Here is a 25090-nt window from a genome sequence, read left to right on the forward strand (position 1 = left end):
ACGCGATTAATGCAGCGACGGCTTGGCGGCTGGCGGCACGTCGGCTTTCTTGGTTTCCGAAAACAGCAACAGCGGCGCGACGCGCAGGTATTCCATGACTTCCATGTAGTCGGATTCGCCGTCTTCGGACTCTTCCAGTGCATCCTGCACCTGGGAAATGGCCGCCAGATCCTGCAGCACTTCGGTGGCTTCGGTGCTGAGCATGCTGCTGTCGCGGCAGTTCAGGCCGAAACCGCTGAGAAAGCCCTGACACCACTCGCCCAGTGCAGCAGCGCGTTCGGCCAGCGGCGCATCATCGGTCGGCAGCAGCAGAACGACGGTGACGTCGTCGCCGGTCAGTTCGCCTTTGACCATCTCCTGCAGGCCGATCAGGGCATTGCGGACGTTGTCCTGGATGTCGCCTTCGAGCAGTTCGGCGGCGTCGATCAGCCAGCCTTCGTGATCGAAGCCGGCCCCGGCGCAACTGCGCCCGAGCAGCACGCCGTGCAGCTCGGCAGGCGAGACGTTGTGGCCGCTGGCAGTCAGCAGGGTGGCAAAGGCTTGGTACGGGGAATTCGCAATGGTCATGGGCAGCTAGGCGCCAGACGGCGCTATGTCTAGAATGAAGGCCTTGTATCCTACATCGACAGCCCCGCCAAGACCATTAAAGGCTGTCCGCCAGTCACCACCCATCAGACGAACACGTGGACCCAATGGAAGACACCGACCTGCAAGCGCTGATGGCCAGACTCGAACTGCTGATTGGCCGAGTCGAGCAACTTAAGAGTCAAAACGCACTCTTACTAGCTCAGGAAAAAACCTGGCGCGAGGAACGCGCTCACCTCATTGAAAAAAACGAAATCGCCCGGCGTAAGGTCGAATCGATGATTTCGCGCCTCAAGGCCCTGGAGCAAGACTCATGAGTTCAAGCAATAGCGTTACCGTGCAGATCCTCGACAAAGAGTATTCGATCATCTGCCCGCCGGAAGAACGCAGCAATCTGGTCAGCGCCGCACGTTACCTGGACGGCAAGATGCGCGAGATCCGCAGCAGCGGCAAAGTCATCGGCGCCGACCGCATTGCCGTGATGGCCGCGCTGAACATCACCCACGACCTGTTGCACAAAGAAGAGCGCCCGGACATCCAGGCCAGCGGTTCGACCCGCGAACAGGTGCGCGACTTGCTCGATCGTGTCGATCTGGTCCTGGCCGACGATCAGAACACCGTCAAGGGCTGATTCGACTGGCAGCTTGAGGTATACTCGCGGCACTCCCTGGGGTGCTTGCCAGTTGACGATGTCCCGGAGCCGATTCGCACTACCCTGGAAGTTGCACGTTGGGCTGGTGTGCATGTCCGCTAGACGGAAAGCCTTAAAGTCTACTGCTTCTTCCACCTTGAACTTTCGGGTTCAAGGGCTGAGTTGACAGCGGTTCATCCGGGGAGCCTGATTCGAATCCGATGTCGGTGTATGCCGACATCGGATTTTTTATGCGTACGTTTTTGCATCCACCTGCCGAAGCCGAACCATGACCGAACCCGCGCTGCTGCCCCGCCCGCAACTTCGCCGCCTGCTGCGCAAGGCGCGCCGCGCATTGACGCCGGGCCAACAACGTCAGGCTGCCAAGTGCCTGTTCCGGCAATTGGCCCAAGACCCGCACTTTCGGCGGGCGAAACATCTCTCTCTGTATTTGCCTACCGACGGTGAAATCGATCCGCGCTTGCTGCTGCGCGAAGCCCAGCGTCGCGGCAAGGCAACTTATCTGCCGGTACTCAGCGCCTGGCCGCGAACCAAAATGGTCTTCCAGCGCATTCGTCCCGGCGAAAAGCTGACCCCTAATCGTTTCCGGATTCTTGAGCCCCGCGCCAATCTGGCTCGGCAACGCAAGGTCTGGGCGCTGGATCTGGTGCTCTTGCCGCTGGTGGGGTTTGACGATGTCGGTGGACGACTGGGCATGGGCGGCGGGTTCTATGATCGCAGCCTTGCCTACCTGGCCCGGCGCCAGAACTGGCGCAAGCCGACACTGCTGGGCCTGGCCCATGAGTGTCAGAAGGTCGAGCGTTTGGCGCAGGCGAGCTGGGATGTCCCGTTACAAGGCACGGTCACCGACAAGGCATGGTATTTCGCAGAGTAGACGCCGCACGGAACAGCGGCGTCGAAGAGACAGGTTCAGCGTTTGAAAGCAGTCGACTGTTGCACTTGTTGTGCAATCTCAATCGGTGCATCAGCCTTGTTCGCCCACAGGCTCTGCGCGTAACCGGTGGTCACCACGCCCAGGCCAAACAAAATTACCAAAGTCCATAGCAAATCCGGTTTGCGTTTCATCGATTGCCCCCCTCAAGGCACATCATCACGATGACAGCAGCGGTTTCCGTTCGTAGGCCGTGCAGCAGCGTCAAGCTTTAAAGGCCGGCATTTTGCGGCAACGTGAACCTGTGCGCAAACGCTGGCGTCAACCGACTGTCGGTTTGTCATAAAATTGCCCGACAACCTGCCCAATGACCGCTTCAGGAGCACACGACATGGCCTATTGGCTGATGAAATCAGAGCCCGACGAACTTTCGATCAAGGGTCTGGAAAAGCTCGGCAAGGCGCGCTGGGACGGGGTTCGCAATTATCAGGCGCGCAATTTCCTGCGGGCGATGGCGGTAGGCGATGAATTCTTTTTCTACCATTCCAGTTGCCCGGAACCGGGAATTGCCGGCATCGGCAGGATCATCGAAGCGGCGTACCCGGATCCCACCGCTCTGGAGCCGGAAAGTGAATACTTCGATCCCAAGGCTACGGCGGAGAAAAATGGCTGGAGCGCGATTGATGTCGAGCATGTCGAGACCTTTGCGCGAGTGCTGAAACTGGATTATCTGAAGCAGCAGACCGCGCTGGCCGAGATGCCACTGGTGCAGAAAGGATCGCGATTATCGGTGATGCCGGTGACGCCGGAGCAGTGGGCGGCGGTAATTGCGTTGCGTTAACGCGCAAAAAGATCGCAGCCTTCGGCAGCTCCAACAGGGAAACGTATTCCAGGGTAGGAGCTGCCGAAGGCTGCGATCTTTTGACTTTTAAGACTTACTGGATGATCAGGTTGTTGAACAACAGATCCTCAACCACTGGCTTGCCGGTCTCGTCATTCATGACCTGCTGGGTCTGCTTCAACGCTTCCTGCCGCAGCTTTTCCTTGCCTTCAATGCTGCCCATCGCCTCGGTCGACTGCTGAGTGAACAGCGCCACCAGCTGATTGCGGATCAGCGGCTCGTTGGCCTTGACCAGTTTGGTCGCTTCTTCGCCGGTGACGCGCAGGGCCACATCGGCCTTGTAGACCTTGAGTTTGGCGGTGCCGTCGAGGCCATAGTTGCCGACGAACGGCGGGCTCAGGGTGATGTAATTGACCTTCGGCGCCTCGCCTTCTTTGGCTTCTTCGGCCAGTGCTGCCACAGGCAGAGACAGGGCCAGCAACAACATGATCCACGCTTTCACAATTCGCTCCTTATCCGTTTTGCGGCCTAGCATAACGACCCGCCGCGCAAGCACAAGCTTATGCCTGACTATCAGGGTCGGGCATGCTCGTTGACCCGTTGATTCACACACCTACACTTATCGGCCATCACTCCCAAAGGAATAGCCCTGATGAAAGCCGTGCTGTGCAAAGCCTTCGGCCCTGCCGAATCGCTGGTGCTGGAAGACGTCGCCAATCCTGTCGCCAAGAAGAATGAAATCCTGCTGGAGGTGCACGCCGCCGGGGTCAACTTCCCGGACACGCTGATCATCGAGGGCAAATACCAGTTCAAACCGCCCTTCCCGTTCTCGCCAGGCGGTGAAGCGGCCGGCGTGGTGCGCGAAGTAGGGGAAAAGGTCAGCCACCTCAAGGTCGGCGACCGGGTCATGGCCCTGACCGGCTGGGGCAGTTTTGCCGAGCAGGTCGCGGTGCCGGGCTACAACGTGCTGCCGATTCCGCCGTCGATGGATTTCAACATCGCCGCTGCATTCAGCATGACTTACGGCACATCGATGCACGCACTCAAGCAACGCGCCAACCTGCAACCGGGCGAAACCCTGCTGGTGCTCGGCGCCTCTGGCGGTGTCGGTCTCGCCGCTGTGGAAATCGGCAAAGCCATGGGCGCACGCGTGATCGCTGCAGCCAGCAGCGCCGAGAAACTCGCAGTGGCCAAAGCGGCCGGCGCCGATGAGTTGATCAATTACAGCGAAGGCAATCTGAAGGACGAAATCAAACGCCTCACCGATGGCCAGGGCGCCGACGTGATTTACGACCCGGTCGGCGGCGACCTGTTCGACCAGGCCATCCGCGCCATCGCCTGGAACGGCCGCCTGCTGGTGGTCGGCTTCGCCAGCGGACGCATCCCGCAATTGCCGGTCAACCTCGCCCTGCTCAAAGGCGCGGCAGTGCTCGGCGTGTTCTGGGGCTCGTTCGCCCAGCGCCAGCCCCAGGACAATGCAGCCAACTTTCAGCAGCTGTTCGGCTGGTTTGCCGAGGGCAAGCTCAAACCACTGGTATCGCAGGTCTATCCGCTGAGCAATGCCGCGCAGGCGATCAATGATCTTGGCCAGCGCAAGGCTGTGGGCAAGGTTGTCGTTCAGGTTCGTTAAAACATGGAGCGATCCGGAGCAGCAATCCGGATCGCTTTATCGTTGAGGTCTGCCTCTTCTATCCGTCAAACCGCAGAAACCCACCCGAGTCACCATTCCCTCAGCGCCCGGTACTTGTCTCAGAGCGACATGTTCATAAAGGAACGCTCGGCTGCCCACATTTCCGCTTTTTAGCCGACATGAAGCGATGCTATTTTCGGTAACGAAACTGTAACATTCGCATCCGCAGTCAAAACAATAAAACTGGAGCTCTTGAATGTTTGCTTTCTTTCGTCCCGCCGCACATCAGGCTCCATTGCCTGAAGAAAAAATAGACAGCACCTACCGTCGCCTGCGCTGGCAGATCTTCGCCGGTATCTTTATCGGCTACGCCGGTTACTACCTGCTGCGCAAGAACTTCTCCCTGGCCATGCCATACCTGATCGACGAAGGCTACAGCCGCGGCGACCTCGGCCTGGCGATGTCGGCGATTGCCATCGCTTACGGTCTGTCGAAGTTCCTCATGGGCCTGGTGTCCGACCGCTCCAACCCGCGCTTCTTCCTGCCGTTCGGTCTACTGGTCTCGGCCGGGGTGATGTTCATTTTCGGTTTCGCGCCGTGGGCCACGTCCAGCGTGACCATGATGTTCATCCTGTTGTTCATCAACGGTTGGGCGCAGGGCATGGGCTGGCCGCCGAGCGGGCGGACCATGGTGCACTGGTGGTCGCAGAAGGAACGCGGTGGGGTAGTGTCGGTGTGGAACGTGGCGCACAACGTCGGTGGCGGCCTGATCGGCCCGCTGTTCCTGATCGGCATGGGCCTGTTCAACGACTGGCACGCGGCGTTCTATGTGCCGGCGGCGGTGGCACTGGGCGTGGCGGTGTTCGCGTTCATCACCATGCGCGACACCCCGCAATCGGTCGGCCTGCCGCCGATCGAGCAGTACAAGAACGATTACCCTGAAGGCTACGATGCCAGCCACGAAGACGAATTCAGCGCCAAGGAAATCTTCGTCAAGTACGTGCTGCGCAACAAAATGCTTTGGTACATCGCTCTGGCCAACGTCTTCGTCTACCTGCTGCGCTACGGCGTGCTGGACTGGGCGCCGACTTATCTGAAGGAAGCCAAGGGCTTCACCGTGGATAAAACCTCGTGGGCGTATTTCTTCTATGAGTGGGCAGGCATTCCGGGCACGCTGCTGTGCGGCTGGATGTCCGACAAAATCTTCCGTGGCAACCGTGGCCTGACCGGCATGGTGTTCATGGCCCTGGTGACTGTGGCGACTCTGGTGTACTGGCTCAATCCGGCCGGCAACCCGATGGTCGATATGATCGCCCTGTTGTCGATCGGCTTCCTGATCTACGGCCCGGTGATGCTGATCGGCCTGCAAGCGCTGGAACTGGCGCCGAAGAAAGCCGCCGGCACCGCAGCGGGCTTCACCGGTCTGTTCGGTTATCTGGGCGGTTCGGTCGCGGCCAGTGCGGCAATGGGCTACACCGTTGACCATTTCGGCTGGGATGGCGGTTTCGTCCTGCTGGTCGGCGCCTGCCTGCTGGCGATGGCCTTCCTTGCGCCGACGCTATGGCACAAGCAAGTCGCCAGTCAGAGCCGTGACGCGGTCGCCTGATCACTGTGTGATTTACAGCGCTTGAGCCGCGCCTCCAGATTGCGGTCTGGCATGGCGTGGCTGCGCAGGGCGTGCGCGGTCTGCTCGACATAATCACGAGTCGTGCCGTAACGCCCGCTGGCGCTGGCGAACACCTGGCTGAGCACATGATCCGGCAAGTTGCCGGCATAGCTCGGCAGGTGACGCTCCAGAACAAATCCCAAGGCCTGCACCTGAGTGCCATCCTCGAGCCGGCAATTGAGCCAGTGCGGGCGATACGACGGGAACGGCATCTCGCGTTTCCACAAGGCGTACAGCGCGGTATCGAGATTGTCTTCCGGCAAGCGGTAGGCAAAACCGCTGCACGACCCGCCACGATCCAGACCGAATACGAGCCCGGGCATTTCCGGCGTCCCACGGTGCTCGTGAGACCACAGGTACAAGCCGCGATGATAACCATGCACGCGACCGCGCATGCGCTCCACTGCTGTGCATTCCGGACGCCAGATCAGCGAGCCATAGGCGAACAGCCACACCGGCCCGCCCTTGTGGCGCGCCATGGTCGATTGCATGGAAGCGAGAAGTTGTTCGTGCGTCAGCTGCGGCCCAAGATCGAGCCGTGGAGGGTAAGCCAGGTTCAGAATTGCGTTTTCAATGGCGCTCATGGCGAATAGCGTTCAGCTCCCCGCGGGTGATGAATTACTTAATAGAACGCACCGCTGTAACAATAAGGCACATATGTTTTAAGGCAAATTAAGTGCCACTGATTAATTGCCTGATTGATATATAACCTAGCGGTATTTATGCAATTGCATAAATACCAATCGGCTATATACCAAGTTATAAGTATCAGGAGCGCGGCGCGTAGGCGAACACGTCGGCACGCATCTGGTGCGCATCCATGCCCGCCTCGACGAGCGCATCCAGCGTGCCGTAGACCATCGCCGGCGAACCGCTGGCATAGACGTGCAGCGGCTTCAGATCGGGGAAGTCTTCGCAAACCGCCTCATGCAACATGCCGCAACGCCCTTCCCAGCCGCACTGATCGCTGACGACCTTGTGCAGAAACAGATTGGGCAACTTCAGCCATTCGTCCCAGTGCTCGATTTGATAGAAATCTTCCGGACGGCGTACGCCCCAATACAGATGCACTGGATGCTTGAAGCCTTCGGCGCGGCAATGTTCGATCAGACTGTGAATCTGACCCATGCCGGTGCCGGCGGCGATCAACACCAGCGGACCGTCGGGCAGCTCCGCAAGATGGGTGTCGCCAAAGGGCAGCTCGACACGCACCATCGGGTTGCGTTGCAGCTGCTCGATCAGGCTCAACGCACTGGTTTCGCGCGCCAGCACATGGATTTCCAGATCACGTCCGCCGTGGGGTGCCGAAGCCATGGAGAACGCCGATTTCTCGCCGCTCTCGCGCTCGATCATCAAATACTGCCCGGCGTGATAGCGCGGCGGCTTGCCTGCTGGCGCACGCAGACGCACGCGCCAGGTATCGCCGCCGACCTCGCGGCACTCGATGACCTGACACGACAGGCTGCGCACCGGCAGCTCACCCAGCGCGAGCACGCCATCCCACAGCAGCACGCAGTCTTCCAGCGGTGCGGCGATGCAGGTGTAGAACTCGCCATGATCGTGGACTTTGCCGGCCTGCTCGACGCGGCCTTCGACCAGCAGCGCTGCACACACGTGGCAATTGCCGTTGCGGCAGCTTTGCGGGCAGTCATAGCCCAGGCGCCGCGCGCCGTCGAGAATCCGCTCACCGGGTTGTATCTCGAGCACCGCTCCGGAAGGCTGCAGGGTTACACGCATCAATCTATTCCTAACTGATTCCAGATGGCATCGATCCGCTGGGTGACGGCGTCGTCCTTGACGATCACGCGGCCCCACTCGCGGGTGGTTTCGCCCGGCCACTTGTGGGTGGCATCCAGGCCCATTTTCGAGCCCAGGCCGGAGATCGGCGAGGCGAAGTCGAGATAGTCGATCGGCGTGTTGTCGATCATCACCGTGTCGCGCTTGGGATCCATGCGCGTGGTGATGGCCCAGATCACGTCGTTCCAGTCGCGGGCATTGATATCGTCGTCGGTGACGATAACGAACTTGGTGTACATGAACTGTCGCAAAAACGACCAGACGCCGAGCATCACGCGCTTGGCATGCCCCGGATACGACTTCTTCATCGTCACCACGGCCATGCGGTACGAGCAGCCTTCCGGCGGCAGGTAGAAGTCGGTGATCTCGGGAAACTGCTTCTGCAGGATCGGCACGAACACTTCGTTCAGCGCCACGCCCAGAATCGCTGGCTCATCCGGCGGACGGCCGGTGTAAGTGCTGTGATAGATCGGCTTGATCCGGTGGGTGATGCGCTCGACGGTGAACACCGGGAAGCTGTCGACTTCGTTGTAATAACCGGTGTGGTCACCGTACGGACCTTCATCGGCCATTTCGCCCGGATGAATCACGCCTTCAAGGATGATTTCGGCGGTGGCCGGCACTTGCAGGTCGTTGCCCCGGCACTTGACCAGTTCGGTGCGGTTACCGCGCAAGAGCCCTGCGAAAGCGTATTCGGAGAGGCTGTCCGGTACCGGCGTCACGGCGCCGAGAATCGTTGCCGGATCGGCGCCAAGGGCCACGGACACCGGGAACGGCTGGCCCGGATGCTTCTCGCACCACTCGCGAAAATCGAGGGCACCGCCACGGTGGCTGAGCCAGCGCATGATCACCTTGTTGCGGCCGATCACCTGCTGACGGTAGATGCCGAGGTTCTGGCGCTCCTTGTTCGGGCCTTTGGTGACCGTCAGGCCCCAGGTGATCAGCGGGCCGACGTCGCCGGGCCAGCAGGTCTGTACCGGCAGCATTGCCAGATCGACATCATCGCCTTCGATGACTACTTCCTGGCACACCGCATCTTTGACCACTTTCGGCGCCATCGAAATGATCTTGCGGAAGATCGGCAGCTTCGACCACGCATCCTTCAAACCCTTCGGCGGCTCCGGCTCCTTGAGGAACGCCAGTAGCTTGCCGATTTCGCGCAGTTCGCTGACCGACTCGGCGCCCATGCCCATGGCCACGCGCTCGGGTGTGCCGAACAGGTTGCCGAGCACCGGAATGTCGTAGCCGGTGGGTTTTTCGAACAGCAGCGCCGGGCCTTTGGCCCGTAGCGTGCGATCGCACACCTCAGTCATCTCCAGCACCGGCGAGACGGGAATCTGGATGCGTTTCAACTCTCCGCGCTGCTCAAGCTGCTGCACGAAATCCCGAAGATCCTTGAATTTCATTGACGATGGCACCCTCAAAATAGGCGTACATCCTACCTGCTCTGACGGGCAAACAGCAGCCCGTCATCGCTCGATTATGGCTAGCGCGCTACTGCGAAGGAGCCGGCTGCGGACTCCGGAGTGCGCAGCCGACACCGCAGAATCAGCGCATCAGCCGATATATCCGCTGGGTGCGAGATTCTTCGGGGCAAAAAAAACGCCCCCTTGCGGGAGCGTCCTTTATTGAAACGCCAGCGTATTACTTGCGCTTCATCGACAAGAAGAACTCGTCGTTGGTTTTGGTCGTTTTCAACTTGTCGACCAGGAACTCGATGGCGGCAACTTCGTCCATCGGGTGCAGCAGCTTGCGCAGAATCCACATGCGCTGCAGTTCGTCGTCGGCGGTCAGCAACTCTTCGCGGCGGGTGCCGGAGCGGTTGATATTGATGGCCGGGAACACACGCTTCTCGGCGATCTTGCGATCCAGCGGCAGTTCCATGTTGCCGGTACCCTTGAACTCTTCGTAGATCACTTCGTCCATCTTCGAGCCGGTTTCTACCAGCGCGGTGGCGATAATGGTCAGCGAGCCGCCTTCTTCGATGTTACGCGCGGCGCCGAAGAAACGCTTCGGCTTCTCGAGGGCGTGGGCATCGACACCACCGGTCAATACCTTGCCGGAGCTCGGGATCACGGTGTTGTAGGCACGGGCCAGACGGGTAATGGAGTCCAGCAGGATCACCACGTCTTTCTTGTGTTCGACCAGGCGCTTGGCCTTCTCGATCACCATTTCAGCGACCTGCACGTGACGGGTCGGCGGCTCATCGAAGGTCGAGGCAACCACTTCGCCGCGCACGGTGCGCTGCATTTCGGTCACTTCTTCCGGACGCTCGTCGATCAACAGCACGATCAGGTGAACTTCAGGATTGTTACGGGCGATGTTCGCTGCGATGTTCTGCAGCATGATCGTTTTACCGGCTTTCGGCGGTGCGACGATCAGACCACGCTGGCCTTTGCCGATCGGTGCACACAGGTCGATCACGCGACCGGTGAGGTCTTCGGTGGAACCGTTACCGGCTTCCATCTTCATGCGCACGGTCGGGAACAGCGGGGTCAGGTTCTCGAAGAGAATCTTGTTTTTCGCGTTCTCGGGACGATCGAAGTTGATCGTGTCGACCTTGAGCAGGGCGAAATACCGCTCGCCTTCCTTCGGAGGGCGGATCTTGCCAACGATGGTGTCACCGGTGCGCAAGTTGAAGCGGCGGATCTGGCTCGGCGAGACGTAGATATCGTCCGGGCCGGCCAGGTAGGAAGCGTCTGCGGAGCGCAGGAAGCCGAAGCCGTCCTGGAGAATCTCCAGCACGCCATCACCGGAGATTTCCTCGCCGCTCTTCGCGTGCTTTTTCAGCAGGGAGAAAATCACGTCCTGCTTGCGCGAACGGGCCATATTTTCTATGCCCATCTGTTCGGCCAATTCGAGCAGTTCGGTAATCGGCTTTTGCTTGAGTTCAGTCAGATTCATATAGGAATGACGTAATCATTTATGGAGGGGGGAAATTAAGCTTTTGGCTTAATGAGGCCGCGCCGCGGAGAAGGCGACAGGATCGCGAACTAATTCGAAAAGGAGTGCGTCGGCGACGGCTAGCAGGGGGCATTGGAGAAACCAGTGCGGGGCCGAATGTACCACCTGAGTTTCGGAGCGTCTAGCCCTGAATACGCAAAAAGCCCCGCGATTTGCGGGGCCTTTTTTCAGCGTTTTACTGCGACGCTCAGATGTTGGCGTCGAGGAAAGCCGCCAGTTGCGACTTCGACAGTGCGCCGACCTTGGTCGCTTCAACGTTGCCGTTCTTGAACAGCATCAGCGTCGGGATACCACGCACGCCGTGCTTGGCCGGGGTTTCCTGGTTTTCGTCGATGTTCAGTTTGGCGACGGTCAGCTTGCCTTTGTAAGTTTCGGCAATCTCGTCCAGAACCGGTGCGATCATTTTGCAAGGGCCGCACCATTCAGCCCAGTAGTCGACCAGGACAGCGCCTTCGGCCTTGAGTACGTCGGCTTCGAAGCTAGCGTCGCTAACGTGTTTGATCAGATCGCTGCTCATGGAATTCTCCAGGTTGTAAGCAAAAAAACGTGGCCCATCATAGCCGCCCTTCCCGTGTTCAGGAAGCCGCAGTTGATTGAGTGTTGCTATGGTGACTGATGAGTTTGGGTATGGTTCAAGTCAGCCGGCGGCGGGAGCGATGAAGGCGATTCCGGTGCGCAGGGCAGCGTTGCGCACGTGTTCTTGCATGGCTTTCTGCGCCGCCCCCGACGCGCGGCGCGCCAGGGCGCGGAGGATCTTGCGGTGTTCCTGCCAGGTTTCCATGGCGCGCTCGGCGCGGATGAACGGCAGTTTCTGACTCTCGAGGAAGATCTCGGCGCTGGCGGTGAGAATGCTCAGCATCGCCTGATTGCCGCTGGCCAGCAGGATGCGCCGGTGAAATTCGAAGTCGAGTGTCGCCGCCGCTTCGAAATCGCCGGCGCGTAATTGCTCACGCATCGCCGCGACGTTGTCTTCCAGCGCATCCAGATCAAACGTGCTCAGCGTCACCGCCGCCAGCCCCGCCGCAAACCCTTCCAGTGCATAGCGCAACTGAAAGATATCCAGCGGCGAGGCCTGCGCCGCAAACGCCCAGCCCGGTGCGCTTTCGCCATTCGTCAGTTCCACTGGCGCCTGCACGAAGACGCCTTTGCCCGGCTGAATGCTGACCACGCCCAGTGCACTGAGCGACGACAGCGCCTCACGCAGGGAGGCCCGGCTGACGCCCAGTTGCAACGCCAGATCCCGTTGCGAAGGCAACGCATCGCCGGCGCCGAAGCCCTGTTCGGTGATCAGTTTGCGGATCGCTTGCAGCGCCACTTCGGGTACGGCGCGGGAGATCGAATTCATGGTTTGCGGACGCGTCAGGGCCAAGGTGCGGCTAGTTGTAAAGCTATTCGTCGAGTCCGGCAAGTCGTGCCCCAGCGGGGTTCGGCGCGCACTGCCGATGCGCCATCGCAGTGCGAAAACCGAGTTGACTGTTCAGACCAGTAAGACCGAACGAAGCCGCTGCTACTGCGGCCTGCCGGGGCGAAATCCGCCTGTTGGCACGGCCCATGCTCTGTCCGATCGCAGCAACCACTTCCCGCCGATCCGGAGATTGTCCATGACCCAGCGTTACAGCGCCCTCCTCGCTTCCCTGTTTGCCGGCCTGCTGCTGTGCCAGGCCCCCGCTCACGCCGACGGTCTGGACGACGTGGTCAAACGCGGCACGCTGAAAGTTGCCGTGCCCCAGGACTTCCCGCCGTTCGGCTCGGTCGGCCCGGACATGAAGCCGCGCGGCCTGGATATCGACACGGCAAAGCTGCTCGCCGACCAACTCAAGGTCAAACTCGAACTGACCCCGGTCAACAGCACCAACCGTATCCCGTTCCTGACCACCGGCAAGGTTGATCTGGTGATTTCCAGCCTCGGCAAAAACCCCGAGCGCGAGAAGGTCATCGACTTCTCCCGCGCCTATGCGCCGTTCTACCTCGCCGTGTTCGGTCCGCCAGACGCTGCGATCACCAGCCTCGACGACCTCAAGGGCAAGACCATCAGCGTCACCCGTGGCGCCATCGAAGACATCGAACTGAGCAAAGTTGCCCCTGAAGGCATGACCATCAAGCGTTTCGAAGACAACAACTCGACCATCGCCGCTTATTTGGCAGGCCAGGTCGATCTGATCGCCAGCGGCAACGTGGTAATGGTGGCCATCAGCGAGAAGAACCCCAAGCGCGTACCGGCGCTGAAGGTGAAGCTCAAGGATTCCCCGGTCTATGTGGGCGTGAACAAGAACGAAGCGGCGCTGCTGACCAAGGTCAACGACATCCTCAACACCGCCAAGGCTGACGGCGCACTGGAAAAGAACTCGCAGACCTGGCTGAAAGAGCCGCTGCCGGCCGATCTCTGATCGACTGCGCGGGAGACCTTCATGGCTTATCAGTTCGATTTTTTGCCGGTGGTGGAAAACACCGACCTGCTGCTGCGCGGCGCGCTGTTCACCCTTGAGCTGACCGCTATCGGCGCGCTGCTCGGGGTCGGCGTGGGCATTGTCGGGGCGCTGGTGCGGGCGTGGCAGATCCGCCCGTTCTCGGCGATCTTCGGCGTCTACGTCGAGTTGATCCGCAACACGCCGTTTCTGGTGCAACTGTTCTTCATCTTCTTCGGCCTGCCGTCGCTCGGCATGCAGATCTCCGAGTGGCAGGCAGCGGTGCTGGCGATGGTGATCAACCTTGGCGCCTATTCGACCGAAATCATCCGCGCCGGCATCCAGGCGATTCCGCGCGGGCAGCTGGAAGCGGCTGCGGCACTGGCGATGACCCGCTTCGAAGCGTTCCGCCACGTCGTCCTGCTGCCGGCGCTGGGCAAGGTCTGGCCGGCGCTGAGCAGCCAGATCATCATTGTCATGCTCGGTTCGGCGGTGTGTTCGCAGATCGCCACGGAAGAATTGAGCTTCGCCGCCAACTTCATTCAGTCACGCAACTTCCGCGCCTTTGAAACCTACGCGCTGACCACCCTGATCTACCTGTGCATGGCGCTGCTGATCCGCCAATTGCTCAACTGGTTCGGCCGGCGGTTCATTGCGAGGAGCAGCCAATGAGCGATTTCACTTTCTGGGACATCCTGCGCAACCTGCTCACCGGTCTGCAATGGACGCTGGCGCTGTCGCTGGTGGCATTCATCGGCGGCGGCCTCGTCGGCCTGCTGATTCTGGTGATGCGCATCTCGAAGAACACGTTGCCAAGCAGCATCGCCCGCACCTGGATCGAGCTGTTTCAGGGCACGCCACTGTTGATGCAACTGTTTCTGGTGTTCTTCGGTGTGGCGCTGGCCGGGATCGAGATTTCGCCGTGGATGGCCGCTGCGATCGCTCTGACCTTGTTCACCAGCGCCTATCTGGCGGAGATCTGGCGCGGTTGCGTCGAGGCGATTCCCCATGGCCAGTGGGAAGCCTCGTCGAGCCTGGCGCTCAATCCGCTCGAGCAATTGCGCTACGTGATTCTGCCGCAAGCGCTGCGCATCGCTGTGGCGCCCACCGTGGGCTTTTCGGTGCAAGTGGTCAAAGGCACAGCGGTGACGTCGATCATCGGCTTCACCGAACTGACCAAGACCGGCGGCATGCTCGCCAATGCCACGTTCGAACCGTTCATGGTCTACGGCCTCGTCGCGCTCGGCTACTTCCTGCTCTGCTACCCCTTGTCCCTCAGTGCGCGCTACCTGGAAAGGAGACTGCATGCCTCTGCTTAGAATTTCCGCCCTGCATAAATACTACGGCGATCACCACGTACTCAAAGGCATCGACCTCAGCGTCGAGGAAGGCCAGGTCGTGGCGATCATCGGCCGCAGTGGCTCGGGCAAATCGACCCTGTTGCGCACGCTCAATGGGCTGGAGTCGATCAACGACGGGGTGATCGAAGTCGACGGCGAATACCTCGACGCCGCCCGCGCCGATCTGCGCAGCCTGCGGCAGAAGGTCGGCATGGTCTTTCAGCAGTTCAATTTGTTCCCGCACCTGACCGTCGGCGAAAACGTCATGCTCGCGCCGCAAGTGGTGCAAAAAGTACCCAAGGCCAAGGCAGCCGAACTGGCGCGCCAGATGTTGGAGCGGGTCGGTCTGGGCGAGAAATTCGATGCCTTTCCGGATCGGCTGTCCGGCGGCCAGCAGCAGCGCGTGGCGATTGCGCGGGCCTTGGCGATGTCGCCGAAGGTGTTGCTGTGCGATGAAATCACTTCGGCACTCGACCCTGAGCTGGTCAATGAAGTGCTCAGCGTGGTGCGGCAATTGGCCAGGGAAGGCATGACGCTGATCATGGTCACCCACGAAATGCGCTTTGCCCGCGAGGTCGGTGACAAGCTGGTGTTCATGCACCACGGCAAAGTGCATGAAGTGGGCGATCCGAAGGTGTTGTTCGCCAACCCGCAGACGGCGGAGCTGGCGAATTTTATTGGCACCGTGGAAGCGACTGCCTGAATCTGCCCCATCCTGATCGTTCCCACGCTCCGCGTGGGAATGCAGCCCGGGACGCTCCGCGTTCCAAAAGCGGACGCAGAGCGTCCGGTGAGGCATTCCCACGCAGAGCGTGGGAACGATCAGGCTGCGGCCTCAAGACTTTCTGCGCTGAATCAACGGTTTGAACCGTGCGCGTTGGCGCCAGCGTTTGATCGTGGCACGATGTCGGGGTTATCGACCGAGACCCCCTGACCATGCCGCAATCCCAAGCCAAGAATCTGTCCCTGATCGCCGCAATCGACCTGGGCTCCAACAGCTTTCACATGGTCGTGGCCAAGGCCCAGAACGGCGAAATCCGCATCCTCGAGCGCCTCGGCGAAAAGGTGCAACTGGCCGCCGGCATCGACGATGCGCGCCAGCTCAACGAAGAATCGATGCAGCGCGGCCTCGATTGCCTCAAGCGCTTTGCCCAACTGATCAACGGTATGCCGCTCGGCGCCGTGCGCATCGTCGGCACCAACGCCTTGCGTGAAGCGCGCAACCGTGGCGAATTCATCCGCCGCGCCGAGGAAATCCTCGGCCATACGGTAGAAGTCATCTCCGGCCGCGAAGAAGCGCGCCTGATCTATCTCGGCGTGTCGCACACGCTCGCCGATACGCCGGGCAAACGTTTGGTCGCCGACATTGGCGGCGGCAGCACCGAATTCATCATCGGCCAGCGCTTCGAGCCATTGCTGCGCGAAAGCCTGCAAATGGGCTGCGTGAGTTTCACCCAGCGCTACTTCAAGGACGGCAAGATCACCCCGGCCCGCTACGCCCAGGCTTATACGGCGGCGCGCCTGGAAATCATGAGCATCGAACACGCCCTGCATCGCCTGACCTGGGATGAAGCCATCGGCTCCTCCGGCACCATCCGCGCCATAGGCCTGGCCCTGAAGGCTGGCGGCCACGGCAGCGGTGAGGTCAACGCCGAAGGCCTGGCCTGGCTCAAGCGCAAGCTGTTCAAACTCGGCGACGCCGACAAGATCGATTTCGAAGGCATCAAGCCTGATCGCCGGGCAATTTTCCCGGCAGGCCTGGCGATTCTCGAAGCGATCTTCGATGCCCTGGAACTGCAACGCATGGATCACTGCGAAGGCGCGCTGCGCGAAGGGGTGCTCTACGACCTGCTCGGCCGCCATCATCACGAAGACGTGCGCGAACGCACCCTGACCTCGCTGATGGAGCGCTATCACGTCGATCTGGAACAGGCGGCACGCGTCGAGCGCAAAGCCCTGCACGCGTTCGATCAGGTTGCCGTGGACTGGGAACTGGATGACGGCATCTGGCGCGAACTGCTCGGTTGGGCGGCGAAAGTGCACGAAGTCGGCCTCGACATCGCTCACTATCACTACCACAAGCACGGTGCCTACCTGATCGAGCACTCAGACCTGGCCGGCTTCTCCCGCGAAGACCAGCAGATGCTCGCGCTCCTGGTGCGCGGCCACCGTCGCAACATTCCCAAAGACAAGTTCGCCGAGTTCGGCGACGACGGCATCAAGTTGATTCGCCTGTGCGTGTTGCTGCGGTTTGCGATTCTGTTCCACCACATTCGCGGAACCCAGGCAATGCCACAGGTGGTGCTGCATGCCAATGGCGACCATCTTGATGTGGAATTCCCGGAGAACTGGCTGGATGAAAATCAGCTGACTCAGGCGGATTTCGGCCTCGAAGCGGATTGGCTGACGCGGGTGGGGATCGTTCTCACGGTGCACTGAACGCGTCTGTGGGAGCTGCCGAAGGCTGCGATCTTTTGATCCTCAAGATCAAGATCAAAAAATCGCAGCCTCGTTGCACTCGACAGCTCCTACAGGTTGATGTCTCAGGTACAAAAAAGGCGATCCCGAGGGATCGCCTTTTTTATTGGGCTGACGGTCAGCTGCTCACCGGCAAAATCGGGCTGCCCAACCGCTCCAGCAACGTCGCCTGCGCACTGCGCGGGTTCTGGTTACCCGTTGGCGTGTTGCGGATGTAGCGGCCGTCCGACTGCAGGCTCCAGCTGTGGGTGTTGTCGGTCAGGTACAGCTCCAGCTCCTTCTTGACGCGGGTCAGCAGCTTCTTGCCTTCCACCGGGAAGCAAGTCTCGACACGCTTGTCGAGGTTGCGCTCCATCCAGTCGGCGCTGGAGAGGAACATCTGCTCGTCGCCGCCATTGAGGAAGTAGAACACCCGCGTGTGCTCAAGGAAGCGGCCAATGATCGAGCGCACATGAATGTTGTGCGAGACCCCGGCGATGCCCGGACGCAGGCAGCACATGCCGCGCACCACCAAATCGATGCGTACCCCGGACTGGCTGGCCTTGTACAACGCCCGGATGATTTTCGGATCAGTCAGCGAGTTGAACTTGGCGATGATGTGCGCCGGTTTGCCTTCGAGGGCGAACTGCGTCTCGCGGGCAATCATGTCGAGCATGCCCTTCTTCAGGGTGAACGGCGCATGCAGCAGCTTCTTCATGCGCAGCGTCTTGCCCATGCCGATCAACTGGCTGAACAGTTTGCCGACGTCTTCGCACAAAGCGTCATCGGAGGTCAGCAGGCTGTAGTCGGTGTAAAGCTTGGCGTTACCGGCGTGGTAGTTGCCGGTGCCGAGATGCGCATAACGGACGATCTCGCCAGCCTCACGGCGCAGGATCAGCATCATCTTGGCGTGGGTCTTGAAGCCGACCACGCCGTAGATCACCACCGCACCGGCCGCTTGCAGACGGCTGGCCAGTTGCAGGTTGGACTCTTCGTCGAAGCGCGCACGCAGCTCGATCACCGCAGTGACTTCCTTGCCGTTACGCGCGGCGTCGACCAGCGCATCGACGATCTCGGAGTTGGCACCGGAGCGGTACAGCGTCTGCCGTACGGCCAACACATGCGGGTCTTTCGCGGCCTGACGCAGCAGGTCGACCACGGGGGTGAACGACTCGAACGGGTGCAGCAAGAGGATGTCCTGCTTGCTGACCACGCTGAAAATGTTTTCGCTGTTCTGCAGCAGTTTCGGGATCTGCGGGGTGAACGGCGTGTATTGCAGCTCCGGATGGCTGTCCAGACCGGTGATGCTGAACAGGCGCGTCAGGTTGACCGGGCCGTTGACCTGATACAACTCGGTCTCGCTCAGGTTGAACTGCTTGAGCAGGTAGTCAGAGAGATGTTTCGGGCAAGTGTCGGCGACTTCCAGACGCACCGCGTCGCCGTAACGCCGCGAGAACAATTCGCCACGCAGCGCACGGGCCAGGTCTTCGACGTCTTCGGAGTCGAGCGCCAGGTCGGCGTTGCGGGTCAGGCGGAACTGGTAGCAGCCTTTCACCTTCATGCCCTGGAACAGGTCATCGGCGTGGGCGTGGATCATCGAGGACAAGAACACATAGTTGTCGCCGGCGCCGCCGACTTCCTCCGGCACCTTGATGATCCGTGGCAGCAGACGCGGCGCCGGAATGATCGCCAGACCCGAGTCGCGCCCGAAGGCATCGATGCCTTCGAGTTCGACGATGAAGTTCAGGCTCTTGTTCACCAGCAGCGGGAACGGGTGTGTCGGGTCGAGGCCGATCGGGGTGATGATCGGCGCGATTTCGTCGCGGAAATAACGGCGGACCCAGGTCTTGAGCTTGGTCGTCCAGTTACGCCGACGGATGAAGCGCACCTGATGCTTTTCCAGCTCCGGCAGCAGGATGTCGTTGAGGATCGCGTACTGGCGGTCGACGTGACCGTGAACCAGCTCGCTGATCCGCGCCAGCGCCTGATGCGGCTGCAGGCCATCGGCGCCTGCCTGTTCGCGGGCGAAGGTGATCTGCTTTTTCAGCCCGGCGACGCGGATCTCGAAGAATTCGTCGAGGTTGCTGGAGAAGATCAACAGAAACTTCAGCCGCTCCAGCAACGGGTAGGACTCGTCCAGCGCCTGTTCCAGCACGCGGATGTTGAATTGCAGTTGCGAAAGCTCGCGGTGGATGTACAGGCTGCTGTCATCCAGGCCGGGAATAGCGATCGCCGGCACCGCCGCGGCGGTTTCGGCAACCGGCGCGGGTGGCGCGGGCTCCAGTTCCGGCGGCGTTTCGGTGATTTGCTCGACCACCGGCTGAGCTTCTTTTACGGCAACTTCAGTGAGTCCTTCGGTATTCATGGAATGTTCCTGGGAGGGCTATTTCTGCTCTCGTAACAATTGAGCGGCACGAACGGCAAAGTAAGTCAGGATGCCATCTGCACCGGCACGTTTAAAGGCGGTCAGTGACTCGAGGATCACCGCTTCGCTCAACCAGCCATTCTGGATAGCGGCCATGTGCATGGCGTATTCGCCACTGACCTGATAGACGAAGGTCGGCACCTTGAAGGCATCTTTGACCCGAAAAAGAATGTCCAGGTAGGGCATGCCCGGCTTGACCATGACCATGTCCGCGCCTTCGGACAAGTCCGCACCGACTTCGTGCAGCGCTTCGTCGCTGTTGGCGGGGTCCATCTGATAAGAAGCCTTGTTCGCCTTGCCGAGGTTCGAAGCCGATCCCACCGCATCGCGAAACGGCCCGTAATAGGCGCTGGCGTACTTGGCCGAGTAGGCCATGATGCGCACGTTGACGTGACCGGCGATTTCCAGCGCTTCACGAATCGCCTGGATGCGGCCATCCATCATGTCCGATGGCGCGACGACCTGCGCGCCCGCTTCAGCGTGGGACAGCGCCTGACGTACCAGCGCATCGACGGTGATGTCGTTCTGCACGTAACCGTCTTCGTCGAGAATGCCGTCCTGACCGTGGGTGGTGAATGGGTCCAGCGCCACATCGGTGATTACGCCAAGTTCCGGAAAACGCTCACGCAGGGCGCGCGTGGCGCGCTGGGCGATGCCTTGCGGATTCCAGGCTTCGGCGGCATCAAGGGATTTCAGGTCAGGCGGCGTGACCGGGAACAGTGCCAGCGCTGGAATGCCCAGCTCTACCCACTTGGCGGCTTCTTCAAGCAGCAGATCAATCGTCAGTCGCTCGACGCCCGGCATCGAGGCCACGGCTTCGCGGCGGTTTTCACCGTCGAGTACAAACACCGGCAAGATCAGATCATCGACGGTCAGCACGTTTTCACGCACCAATCGCCGGGAAAAATCATCACGGCGATTGCGGCGCAAACGGGTGGCAGGGAACAGACGATTGGCGGGGGTAAAGCTCACGGCAGACTCCTGAGCCCGCGCAAACGGGCGAGCGTGACAGTTATAGACGGCCATTATGACGAACGGATGACAGTTGTGTGAAACCTGTGACAGGTAGCCGCATTCCATTCTCAGTGTAGGAATTGTTCACGTCGAGACACATTTCGATACTTTCACGAATGTGCCTGAAGGGTTAGGCTGCGCGTTCATTTCGCCAGCACCCAGACAATGCTCCAACAATTTCTGCACGACTTTGGCTACTTTGCCTTGTTCCTCGGCACGTTCTTCGAAGGCGAAACCATCCTGGTGCTCGCAGGCTTCCTCGCGTTCCGTGGATACATGGACATCAACCTGGTGGTGGTCGTGGCGTTCTTCGGCAGCTATGCCGGCGATCAGCTGTGGTACTTCCTGGGGCGCAAGCACGGGCGCAAATTGCTCGCGCGCAAACCGCGCTGGCAGCTGATGGGCGACCGCGCGCTGGAGCACATCCGCAAGCATCCGGACATCTGGGTCCTGAGCTTCCGCTTCGTCTACGGTCTGCGCACGGTGATGCCGGTGGCAATCGGTTTGTCCGGTTATCCGCCGGGACGCTACCTGCTGCTCAACGGCATCGGCGCGGCGATCTGGGCCACCGCCCTGGCTGCGGCGGCTTATCACTTCGGTGCAGTGCTGGAAGGCATGCTCGGCAGCATCAAGAAGTACGAGCTGTGGGTGCTCGGCGCCTTGCTGATCCTCGGGCTGGGCCTGTGGCTGCGGCGCCGCTTCAAGAATGCGCAACTGGCGAAGAAAATCCATCAGGACGAGCAGCTCGCCAAAGCCGCTGCGGCCGAGCAGTTGCCGCTGGCCGAAACGAACAATCCTGCCGAGCCAAAAACGCCAGCCGAATAAGCCGTTCGCTGGCAGCTGCCAGGCGCAGTCCAGGCAAATAATGAACACCCCGCCGCCGTTGCGATCCATTGAGAGAGCGCTCTGCCCCCGCGCGCGTCGCCCATGCCCCTATGGCCACGCGCGACGATTTAAGGGACATTGAGCGCCATGAATCTGGAGAGAAGCCCATGAGCAAAAAAGTTGCAGTGATCCTGTCCGGCAGCGGCGTGTACGACGGCGCCGAAATCCAGGAAAGTGTCATCACCCTGCTGCGCCTCGACCAGCGCGGCGCGCAGGTGCAGTGCTTTGCGCCGAACATTGCGCAATTGCATGTGATCAACCACCTGACCGGCGAAGAAATGCCGGAATCGCGCAACGTGCTGGTGGAATCGGCGCGGATTGCCCGGGGCAACGTCAAGGATATCCGCGACGCCGACGTCGAAGACTTCGACGCACTGATCGTGCCCGGCGGATTTGGCGCGGCGAAGAACCTGTCGAACTTCGCCATCGAAGGCGCCGGCTGCACCGTGCAACCGGAAGTGCTGGCCCTGGCCGAGGCATTTGCCGAAGCGGGCAAACCGGTCGGGCTGATCTGCATCTCCCCGGCGCTGGCAGCGAAAATCTACGGCCCCGGAGTGACTTGCACCATCGGTAACGATGCCGATACCGCCGCGGCGATGAGCAAAATGGGCGCGACCCACGAAGAGTGCGCCGTGACCGAGATCGTCGAAGACAAGGCGCGCAAACTGGTCACCACCCCGGCCTACATGCTGGCGCAGACCATCAGTGAAGCGGCTTCGGGCATCAACAAACTGGTCGACCGCGTGCTCGAACTGACCCACGAAAACGACGCTTGATCCCCCTTCTTTCACCTGATCGTTCCCACGCTCCGCGTGGGAATGCATTCAGGGACGCTCCGCGTTCCGGCCTCACCACAGATGTACGACCAATAGCAGCGGACGCCGAGCGTCCAAGGCTGCATTCCCACGCAGAGCGTGGGAACGATCATCATTGTGCAAGACTCAGGGCTTGCGGATGAGCCGGGTCAGAATCCGGTCCAACGCATTGGCAAACGCCTGTTTCTCGCGCTCGCCAAACGGCGCCGGCCCGCCGCTCATCTGGCCCTGCTCCCGGAGATCGGTGAACAGATTACGCACCGCCAGGCGTTCGCCCATGTTCTGCGCATCGAACTCCTTGCCACGCGGATCCAGCGCCGCCACGCCCTTCTTGACCAGCCGATCAGCCAGCGGAATATCGCTGCAGATCACCAGCTCGCCCGGCACGGCGTGCTCGACCAAATAGTCATCCGCAGCATCCGGCCCGCTCGGCACCACAATCAGTTTGACGATGGCCAGCCCCGGCTTGGTCTGCGGCTGCCCGGCAACCAGCACCACTTCGAACTGGCGCTTGAGCGCGAACTTCACCACCAGATCCTTCGCCGCCCGCGGGCAGGCGTCGGCATCGATCCATACACGCATGTTCTTTACCTCTAAAAGCAAAAGATCGCAGCCTGCGGCAGCTCCGACAGAGTGCGCGTCGCGGGGTGACATTGCGACATGCACGACCCTGTTGGAGCTGCCGAAGGCTGCGATCTTTTGGGATCGCTCAATCAGGCAGCCGAAACCCGGCGCTTCTCCGCCACCCAACTGCGCCCATACAACACAACGATCGCCACAATCGCTACTGCCTGCGCGGTCAGCGAATAGGCATCGGCATGAATCCCCAGCCAGTCGAATTCAAAGAACGCCACCGGCCGTGTGCCGAAGATCCCGGCTTCCTGCAAGGCCTTGACGCCGTGCCCGGCAAACACCACCGACAACGCGCACAACAGCGCGGCGTTGATGCTGAAGAATAGCGTCAGCGGCAGTTTCGCCGAGCCGCGCAGAATCACCCACGCCAGGCCAACCAGCAGCACCAGCGCCGTCGCACCACCGGCCAGCACCGCGTTGTGCCCGGCAGGCCCGGCCTGCAGCCACAGGGTTTCGTAGAACAGGATCACTTCAAACAACTCGCGATAGACCGAGAAGAACGCCAGGATCGCAAAACCGAAACGTCCACCGCCGCCGACCAGACTGCTTTTGATGTAATCCTGCCAGGCCGCCGCGTGACGGCGGTCATGCATCCACACGCCAAGCCACAGCACCATGACGCTGGCAAACAGCGCCGTGGCGCCTTCGAGCAACTCACGCTGCGAACCGCTGACATCGATCACATACGCCGCCAGCGCCCAGGTACCCAAGCCCGCCAGCAACGCCAAGCCCCAGCCAACGTTGACACTGCGAACGGCCGATTGCTGGCCGGTGTTGCGCAGGAAGGCGAGGATCGCCGCCAGCACCAGAATCGCTTCCAGGCCTTCGCGCAGCAGAATCAGCAGACCGGAGATGTAGCTCAGCGACCAGCTCAGACCATCGCTGCCCAGCAGGCCGGCGGAGTCCTTCAGTTTGGCCCTGGCCGCGTCCAGACGCTGCTCGGCCTGCTCGACAGGCAGACCGTCCTGCAGCGACTGCCGGTACGCCATCAGCGATTTTTCGGTGTCCTTGCGCACGTTGGCATCGACGTTATCCAGCGAGCTCTCGACCAGCTCGAAGCCTTCCAGATAGGCCGCGACAGACAGGTCATAGGCCTGATCGTGCTCACCGGCGCGGTAGGCCGCGAGGCTCTTGTCCAGCGTGGCGGCGGTGTAGTCGAGCAACTGCGCCGGGCCGCGCTTGACCTGCGGCGGTTGCGCACGCTGGGCGCGGAAAGTTGCCGCGACCTCTGCGCCTTCGGCAGCCTGCACTTCGGCCGGCGTCTGCCGAGCCAGGTCGGCGATGTTGTAGACCTTGCCGGACTTGGCGGCCGCCGCATCGGCACTGAAGCCGGCGATGTAGGTGGCCAGATCCCAGCGCTGGCGATCATCGAGCTGATCGGCAAACGCCGGCATGTCTGTGCCTTCGACGCCTTGGCCGAGGGTGCTGTAGATCGCGTACAGGCTCAGATGGTCCATGCGCGCGGCGTCACGCAGGTTGGCCGGCGCGGGCGTCAGACCAACGCCGGCCGGGCCGTCGCCAGCGCCTGTCTCGCCGTGGCACACCGAGCAGTTTTGCGCATACAACGGCGCACCGCGTGCCGGGTCCGGGGTGATGATCGGCGCTTGGCTGACTTCATACGCCACGGCCAGTTTCGCGCCCAACTGCCGGGCCTGACGGGCAACATCGGCGCCGTCCTGCTTCGCACTGATGGCGGCATGCAACGACTTGACGCCCTGCTCCAGCGCGGCTTTTTCCGGTTTGGCTGGCAACGCAGTGATCAAGCCTTGCAGAACCTGGGTGAATTCCAGTTGTTCGCGGTATTCGCCGTCGTCGATGACTTTGCCTGCCGCGACCGTCGGCGGGTAATCGGCACTGATGTAGTCGAGCAGGTGCAACGCTTGCGGCGCGCCTTCCACGGTATCGGCCAGCAGCGGCAGGCTGCTCAGAGACAATATCGGGAACAGCAGCCAGGCCAGCAATCGGGACGAGGCAGTCATGAACGAATCTCAAATGGAAATGCGAAGTTACATATTGTTCACTTCGAAGACATTTCTCTCAAGCTTTGTCGGCGTTTCGCTTTGATTGGCAGGAAATACCCGGCAGACGGCAGCAGCGTTTGTCGATGAGT

General features: G+C 60.9%; 26 protein-coding genes and 1 other RNA gene. 14 read left to right on the top strand and 13 right to left on the bottom strand.

Features of this window, described 5'->3' with window-relative positions; all coding sequences use genetic code 11:
• Window positions 1–6: 6 nt before the first annotated feature.
• Window positions 7–567 carry a YecA family protein gene (locus CXF97_RS23370; protein WP_101161501.1) on the bottom strand — a complete coding sequence of 187 codons (561 nt, stop codon included), beginning with the start codon at window positions 565–567 and terminating at the stop codon, window positions 7–9.
• 125 nt (window positions 568–692) lie between these two features.
• Between CXF97_RS23370 and CXF97_RS23375 the strand changes: the two genes are divergently transcribed.
• From CXF97_RS23375 to CXF97_RS23390, 4 genes are all read left to right on the top strand, one after another.
• On the top strand, window positions 693–902 hold the full coding sequence (locus tag CXF97_RS23375; protein ID WP_007911197.1) for a TIGR02449 family protein: 210 nt from the start codon (window positions 693–695) through the stop codon (window positions 900–902).
• Window positions 899–1216, top strand: a complete 318-nt coding sequence (locus CXF97_RS23380; RefSeq protein ID WP_056791703.1) for a cell division protein ZapA — start codon at window positions 899–901, stop codon at window positions 1214–1216. The genes CXF97_RS23375 and CXF97_RS23380 overlap by 4 nt, the downstream gene beginning before the upstream one ends.
• A 30-nt stretch (window positions 1217–1246) precedes the next feature.
• Window positions 1247–1425: non-coding RNA, 6S RNA (ssrS, locus tag CXF97_RS23385), on the top strand.
• A gap of 80 nt (window positions 1426–1505) precedes the next feature.
• Window positions 1506–2111, top strand: a complete 606-nt coding sequence (locus tag CXF97_RS23390) for a 5-formyltetrahydrofolate cyclo-ligase (RefSeq protein ID WP_101161503.1) — start codon at window positions 1506–1508, stop codon at window positions 2109–2111.
• A 35-nt stretch (window positions 2112–2146) separates the two neighbouring features.
• Here CXF97_RS23390 and CXF97_RS28265 read toward each other — a convergent pair whose 3' ends face one another.
• Window positions 2147–2302: a hypothetical protein gene (locus CXF97_RS28265; RefSeq protein WP_090287349.1), complete on the bottom strand. Its 156-nt coding sequence runs from the start codon at window positions 2300–2302 to the stop codon at window positions 2147–2149.
• Window positions 2303–2499: 197 nt separating this feature from the next.
• On the opposite strand from CXF97_RS28265, the gene CXF97_RS23395 reads away from it, so the two are divergent.
• A complete protein-coding gene (locus CXF97_RS23395; protein WP_101161505.1) occupies window positions 2500–2949 on the top strand; it encodes an EVE domain-containing protein in 450 nt (149 codons plus the stop codon).
• Window positions 2950–3043: 94 nt separating this feature from the next.
• Here the strand turns inward: CXF97_RS23395 and CXF97_RS23400 are convergent, their stop codons facing one another.
• Window positions 3044–3451 (bottom strand): flagellar basal body-associated protein FliL, encoded by a 408-nt coding sequence (locus CXF97_RS23400; RefSeq protein WP_056791694.1) that lies wholly within the window; start codon window positions 3449–3451, stop codon window positions 3044–3046.
• 150 nt (window positions 3452–3601) lie between these two features.
• Here CXF97_RS23400 and CXF97_RS23405 point away from each other — a divergent pair, with 150 nt between their 5' ends.
• Together CXF97_RS23405 and glpT are read left to right on the top strand one after the other, a co-directional pair.
• Window positions 3602–4579: an NADPH:quinone oxidoreductase family protein gene (locus tag CXF97_RS23405; RefSeq protein WP_101161510.1), complete on the top strand. Its 978-nt coding sequence runs from the start codon at window positions 3602–3604 to the stop codon at window positions 4577–4579.
• A 256-nt stretch (window positions 4580–4835) separates the two neighbouring features.
• Window positions 4836–6185: a glycerol-3-phosphate transporter gene (glpT, locus tag CXF97_RS23410; RefSeq protein ID WP_101161512.1), complete on the top strand. Its 1350-nt coding sequence runs from the start codon at window positions 4836–4838 to the stop codon at window positions 6183–6185.
• Here the strand turns inward: glpT and CXF97_RS23415 are convergent.
• The 6 genes from CXF97_RS23415 to CXF97_RS23440 all read right to left on the bottom strand — a co-directional run bounded on the left by CXF97_RS23415 (window position 6161) and on the right by CXF97_RS23440 (window position 12351).
• Window positions 6161–6829, bottom strand: a complete 669-nt coding sequence (locus CXF97_RS23415) for a gamma-glutamylcyclotransferase (RefSeq protein ID WP_024014748.1) — start codon at window positions 6827–6829, stop codon at window positions 6161–6163. The genes glpT and CXF97_RS23415 overlap by 25 nt on opposite strands.
• Before the next feature lie 184 nt (window positions 6830–7013).
• Window positions 7014–7982, bottom strand: a complete 969-nt coding sequence (locus CXF97_RS23420; RefSeq protein ID WP_101161513.1) for a CDP-6-deoxy-delta-3,4-glucoseen reductase — start codon at window positions 7980–7982, stop codon at window positions 7014–7016.
• A complete protein-coding gene (gene ubiD / locus CXF97_RS23425; RefSeq protein ID WP_039757427.1) occupies window positions 7982–9448 on the bottom strand; it encodes a 4-hydroxy-3-polyprenylbenzoate decarboxylase in 1467 nt (488 codons plus the stop codon). The genes CXF97_RS23420 and ubiD overlap by 1 nt, the downstream gene beginning before the upstream one ends.
• Window positions 9449–9686: 238 nt before the next feature.
• Window positions 9687–10946 (bottom strand): transcription termination factor Rho, encoded by a 1260-nt coding sequence (gene rho, locus CXF97_RS23430; RefSeq protein ID WP_003229334.1) that lies wholly within the window; start codon window positions 10944–10946, stop codon window positions 9687–9689.
• Between the two features lie 247 nt (window positions 10947–11193).
• Window positions 11194–11523, bottom strand: coding sequence for a thioredoxin TrxA (gene trxA, locus CXF97_RS23435; RefSeq protein WP_003206727.1), 330 nt, complete (start codon window positions 11521–11523; stop codon window positions 11194–11196).
• A gap of 120 nt (window positions 11524–11643) precedes the next feature.
• The gene (locus CXF97_RS23440) at window positions 11644–12351 is read right to left on the bottom strand and encodes a FadR/GntR family transcriptional regulator (RefSeq protein ID WP_101161802.1); all 708 of its coding nucleotides are present in this window, start codon (window positions 12349–12351) and stop codon (window positions 11644–11646) included.
• Between the two features lie 256 nt (window positions 12352–12607).
• Between CXF97_RS23440 and CXF97_RS23445 the strand changes: the two genes are divergently transcribed.
• The 5 genes from CXF97_RS23445 (at window position 12608) to ppx (ending at window position 17190) form a co-directional block, all read left to right on the top strand.
• Window positions 12608–13393 (top strand): transporter substrate-binding domain-containing protein, encoded by a 786-nt coding sequence (locus CXF97_RS23445; protein ID WP_101161515.1) that lies wholly within the window; start codon window positions 12608–12610, stop codon window positions 13391–13393.
• 21 nt (window positions 13394–13414) lie between these two features.
• Window positions 13415–14083 carry an amino acid ABC transporter permease gene (locus CXF97_RS23450; protein WP_016772622.1) on the top strand — a complete coding sequence of 223 codons (669 nt, stop codon included), beginning with the start codon at window positions 13415–13417 and terminating at the stop codon, window positions 14081–14083.
• A complete protein-coding gene (locus CXF97_RS23455; RefSeq protein WP_016772621.1) occupies window positions 14080–14730 on the top strand; it encodes an amino acid ABC transporter permease in 651 nt (216 codons plus the stop codon). The genes CXF97_RS23450 and CXF97_RS23455 overlap by 4 nt, the downstream gene beginning before the upstream one ends.
• Window positions 14717–15454 carry an amino acid ABC transporter ATP-binding protein gene (locus CXF97_RS23460; RefSeq protein WP_101161517.1) on the top strand — a complete coding sequence of 246 codons (738 nt, stop codon included), beginning with the start codon at window positions 14717–14719 and terminating at the stop codon, window positions 15452–15454. Before CXF97_RS23455 ends, CXF97_RS23460 begins: the two co-directional genes overlap by 14 nt.
• A 233-nt stretch (window positions 15455–15687) precedes the next feature.
• Window positions 15688–17190, top strand: coding sequence for an exopolyphosphatase (ppx, locus tag CXF97_RS23465; RefSeq protein WP_101161519.1), 1503 nt, complete (start codon window positions 15688–15690; stop codon window positions 17188–17190).
• A 157-nt stretch (window positions 17191–17347) separates the two neighbouring features.
• Here ppx and ppk1 read toward each other — a convergent pair whose 3' ends face one another.
• Window positions 17348–19573 carry a polyphosphate kinase 1 gene (gene ppk1, locus CXF97_RS23470; RefSeq protein ID WP_101161521.1) on the bottom strand — a complete coding sequence of 742 codons (2226 nt, stop codon included), beginning with the start codon at window positions 19571–19573 and terminating at the stop codon, window positions 17348–17350.
• A gap of 18 nt (window positions 19574–19591) precedes the next feature.
• Window positions 19592–20605 carry a porphobilinogen synthase gene (hemB, locus tag CXF97_RS23475; RefSeq protein ID WP_101161523.1) on the bottom strand — a complete coding sequence of 338 codons (1014 nt, stop codon included), beginning with the start codon at window positions 20603–20605 and terminating at the stop codon, window positions 19592–19594.
• 207 nt (window positions 20606–20812) lie between these two features.
• On the opposite strand from hemB, the gene CXF97_RS23480 reads away from it, so the two are divergent.
• Both CXF97_RS23480 and elbB read left to right on the top strand, forming a co-directional pair.
• Entirely contained in the window at window positions 20813–21472 is a 660-nt protein-coding gene (locus tag CXF97_RS23480) for a DedA family protein (RefSeq protein WP_101161525.1), read from the top strand.
• Window positions 21473–21639: 167 nt separating this feature from the next.
• Window positions 21640–22308, top strand: a complete 669-nt coding sequence (elbB, locus tag CXF97_RS23485; RefSeq protein WP_101161526.1) for an isoprenoid biosynthesis glyoxalase ElbB — start codon at window positions 21640–21642, stop codon at window positions 22306–22308.
• Between the two features lie 165 nt (window positions 22309–22473).
• On the opposite strand, the gene CXF97_RS23490 is transcribed toward elbB, so the two are convergent.
• Both CXF97_RS23490 and CXF97_RS23495 read right to left on the bottom strand, forming a co-directional pair.
• Entirely contained in the window at window positions 22474–22929 is a 456-nt protein-coding gene (locus tag CXF97_RS23490; RefSeq protein WP_101161528.1) for a YaiI/YqxD family protein, read from the bottom strand.
• A 131-nt stretch (window positions 22930–23060) separates the two neighbouring features.
• Window positions 23061–24959, bottom strand: a complete 1899-nt coding sequence (locus CXF97_RS23495) for an FTR1 family protein (RefSeq protein ID WP_101161530.1) — start codon at window positions 24957–24959, stop codon at window positions 23061–23063.
• Window positions 24960–25090: the final 131 nt, after the last annotated feature.

The sequence above is a fragment of the Pseudomonas sp. Choline-02u-1 genome, from assembly GCF_002836515.1.
Classification (GTDB): Bacteria; Pseudomonadota; Gammaproteobacteria; order Pseudomonadales; family Pseudomonadaceae; genus Aquipseudomonas.